Origin of the sequence: Flavobacterium sp. MAHUQ-57, assembly GCF_051908335.1 — a bacterium.
Classification (GTDB): Bacteria; Bacteroidota; Bacteroidia; order Flavobacteriales; family Flavobacteriaceae; genus Flavobacterium.
On record NZ_JBPZTE010000006.1, the window covers coordinates 1 to 4,071 of the forward strand.

General features: G+C 35.2%; 3 protein-coding genes. All 3 read left to right on the forward strand.

What is annotated here, in order from left to right; all coding sequences use genetic code 11:
* A partial coding sequence (locus ACS8MM_RS00035; RefSeq protein WP_379711728.1) for a hypothetical protein occupies positions 1-190 on the forward strand: 190 nt, incomplete at its 5' end.
* 189 nt (positions 191-379) lie between these two features.
* Positions 380-1,609 carry a 3-oxoacyl-[acyl-carrier-protein] synthase III C-terminal domain-containing protein gene (locus tag ACS8MM_RS00040; protein ID WP_379711731.1) on the forward strand — a complete coding sequence of 410 codons (1,230 nt, stop codon included), beginning with the start codon at positions 380-382 and terminating at the stop codon, positions 1,607-1,609.
* A 303-nt stretch (positions 1,610-1,912) separates the two neighbouring features.
* Positions 1,913-4,071: hypothetical protein (locus ACS8MM_RS00045; RefSeq protein ID WP_379711734.1), on the forward strand; the 2,159-nt coding region annotated here is incomplete at its 3' end.

Below are 4,071 nucleotides of genomic sequence, written 5' to 3' on the forward strand. Positions count from 1 at the left end.
GCCCGCCTGCGCAGATGGTACTGCAATCCTGTGGGAGAGTATGTCGCCGCCTTTCTTTAAAGAATCCTCATCAGAAATGATGGGGATTTTTTGTTATAGGTGCACCGTGTCGCCCTTCGGGCTCGATTCGCCGCATTTCTTTATAAAATGGTTTATGAATTTATTTATCATCTATAATTTAAGTATTTAATCTAAAATAAAAAGCGAAGCTTTTTTGGCTTGATGAATAACAATTATAGTTTTCTTATTGAGTTGAAACTTGAATCAATTTTTTGTAAATCTTACCTTATAGATTTACTTTATTTGAGGATATTACATCTTAAAAAATTGTTATCACTTATATTTTTCATAACTTTATGTTAATCAAAGGGTTAAGGTTATGAAAAATATTATCATCTCAAATTTTCACCCTATCTTAGTAGGGAACCTAATCAACCAATCTAAACTTAATCAGTATACAAAATTTCTTTATCATCATTTTCAAAATCATCCAGTAAGACAGAGTACAGGATATTTTGAGGAAGAAGAAGAAAATGAGAATCTAGTAAGCTTTAATGTTGTGTCTGATCACGTGGATAAATATGCCATATCTCACGCAAATATTAATAGTAGACAGGTGCTTATTTTTGAAGAAGTTGAGAGCTTTATTCAAAATGAAATGGAAAATGTATCCCACGAAGATTATATTTTTCCAATTGATTTTGAAATTCATTCAGGAAATACTTTTGGACCAAAAATTGAAATGAGGATGGATTGGTTCAGGAGGAAAATGCGTACAGTTTTTGATCAATTTTATGCAAACACACATTCGAAACCAGAAAATTTAATCCATGTAACATGTTCAGGGTATTCGTCGCCTAGTTTAGCTCAAGAGGCAGTTATAAAACGAAAATGGGAGACAGTCCAGGTTACTCATTCATACCATATGGGATGTTATGGAGCATTTCCTGCAATTCGAACCGCAATGTGTTTATTGAACCTCAGTAAATTAAACGGTCGCGTTGATATAGTGCATACAGAATTGTTATCCGCTCATTTGAATTTAACAGAATTTTCACCATCCAATACAATGATTTGCTCTCTATTTGCTGATGGATTTATTGGGTATTCTCTGTATGAAGAGGATAAATTCTACGAAGATAATGATCTCAGTCAAAAAAACGGTTTAAGAATTTTGGCTTCCCATGAAGTCATTATTCCTGATTCTTTAGAAGATATGTCTTGGGATTTGGGCGAATATAATTTTCTTATGACACTTTCTAAACGTGTTCCCGTTTTTATACGAAAAAATATCAAAGGATTTATGGATGCGCTTTGTGAAAAACTGCATTTGAATTTTGATGATATTAAAAGTGATATCTGTTTTGCTATTCATCCCGGCGGTCCTAAAATTATTGATTATGTTATTGAAGAATTGGGACTTGAGTTGGATCAGGCTAAATGGTCCTATGAAATTCTCAGAAGACAAGGTAATATGTCATCAGCTACAGTTCCGCATATTTTTAATGAAATTGTAAATGATAAGTCTATTGCTCCTGGTACAAAAATAATTGGTATAGCATTTGGACCGGGACTTACAGCAACGGGCCTCTTTTTAGAAAAAGTATAATCTAACTGATTTAGGTTATCTAATGTACTACTTATAGTACTAAAAGTGTTAAAATTGGCACTTAAAAATTTTAAGAATTATTTTATGAGTAATTTTATTACGTAGTTGTAAATTACTGATATTTAATGGTTTATTGTGATAATGAGTTGTCATTATAAATACCACTTCAATACAATCAAGCCTGATTAAACCCTCTTTTATTTATTTAAAACTTTTTTAAAAATGAACATTTCTTTTGATTTTGTTCCCACAATTCTGTAACTAAAACCTATTTCATAATAATGGTATTAAACATGTATTATTATGAAAAAATTTATTTTTTTGACACAGAAAAATAAGGTTTATCATTTTTTTGCGCATTCCTGTTGTAGTTTGATGCGTATTGATAAACTACTTATTATTGTATTTTTTTCACTTTTCTCGATTAATGTTTCTGCTCAATTGGTAGGAGATGCGACGGTTAAAGCTAATTTTGGTGTTGAAGCTGATGTATATGCAAATCGTCTTCAATTTCCAAATGCTGATGTACCTGTTGTACCATTACCTAACGCCGCAGGAACTGATGATTGGTTTGTTAATCAAACTCTATATCCTGGAAGTGGAAAAGGTGTAATCGACCAAACAAATGCGGCTGCAATAACTGCTTTAATTCAAGGGACATCTAAAAATAATTATGCTTTTGAACGTAGACAATCGATTACAACGCCAACTTTCCCTTTTCCTTACCCAATTGTAGATGGGTATTTGTGGTTAGATTCAGTGTATGGACGTGATAACAATAGTGCTCAGGGAGAATCTGACTTGAGTATATTTGGAGGTACAGGAGATAAAAACTCCGATAATCCAAATACTTGGGCACTAAGTACAGGAAGTATACCTCAGAAAGACGATATTATTGATGTTTACGCCCATTTAAGAGGGATAGGCCCTAAAGCACCTTCTGATATAGATCCCAGACCTTTCACCGAACTTTGGGCTTTTGCCGGAGGTTCTCTTCGTGAAACTAATGGTAGTAAACATATCGACTTTGAATTTTTCAGAACTTTAATCGATTATGTTCCCGGCGATATAGTTTTCGGTAACACTGGAAATGACGGTGGCCGAACAGCTTGGGATTTTGATGCAACGGGTAATATTCTAGTTCCGGGTACTTTAATCATTTCCATCGATTATGAAGGTGGTGGTACTAAACCTGATGTTCGTATCCGAGTTTGGATGAATCAGGCTGATTTAGCCAATTTTAATTCTTTAGCAAACAGACCTTTTAATATTGATGCTTCTACCTTTGAACAAGGACTAAATAGCGGTGCTTTTGGTTATGTAAGAATTGAAGCATTGAATAATGCTGTACCAAATCTTTTTGGACGTGTGAACAAAGAAGCAATTACTTTAGCCGCTCCATGGGGTACTATTGAAGGTGAAAATGCATCATTTGAAACTAGTTATAAAGAACTTCAATTTGTCGAAATCGGAATCAATTTGACTGCTTTCGGATTGGATAGACGTGGAGAAGAAGATCCTTGTTCTAATATTTTAGGTAGTTTGTTAGTCAAAACAAGATCAAGTGCAGGTGGTAATAGCGATTCATTTACAAGTGAATTAAAAGACTTTGCCGGTCCTTATATTTTTGGTAATTCGACAGATCCATCTGTTGATCTTACCGGAGGAGGAGAAATCAATTGTGATAATCCAACTTTAACACTTACTGCAACTTTAACGAATCCAATGACTCCTTCATCAAGTGTAAATTATTCATTTTATGGTCCTGATAACGATAATGACCCAAGCAATGGTTTTGGACCACTACTTCAAGGACCTTCAGCAGATAATACACTCGATTTAAATTCATCTAATCAACCAGGAACTTATACTGTAGTTGTTGATGCTCTAGCTTTTCCTGGTTGTAGTAAATTTGACAGAGTTGATGTAACTGTTGTTAATTGTGACCCTGTCGATGTTGCTGGCCCAGGTAATTCATCTACTAGTCAATGTGACTATGCGAATCAAGCTGCTGTAGATGCTGCATTTGCTGCGTGGTTAGCTCAGTTCCAAACATTAAACAATGGTTGTGGTGGCACTGCACAATTTACAGGCGACCCTAGAATAGCTCCTAGTTTATGTAACGGTGGAACGGTTAATGTGACCTATAGTATTGCCGATAGTTGTACTGATGACAGTGTGACCGCCAGCTTTACTTTGAATGGTGAAGCCGACGTTGATGTTGCTGGTCCAGGTAATTCATCTACTAGTCAATGTGACTATGCAGATCAAGCTGCTGTAGATGCTGCATTTGCTGCATGGTTAGCTCAATTCCAAACTTTAAACGATGGTTGTAATGCTGTAGCACAATTCAGCGGCGATCCTAGAGTGGCTCCAAGATTGTGTGATGGCGGAGTAGTAAATGTTACTTATAGCATTGCTGATAACTGTAGCCAAGATAGCGTTAGTGCCAGCTTTACTTT

Excerpts from the sequence above, each read along its gene's own strand:
- ACS8MM_RS00040 (WP_379711731.1), top strand. The coding sequence starts at position 380 with ATGAAAAATATTATCATCTCAAATTTTCACCCTATCTTAGTAGGGAAC.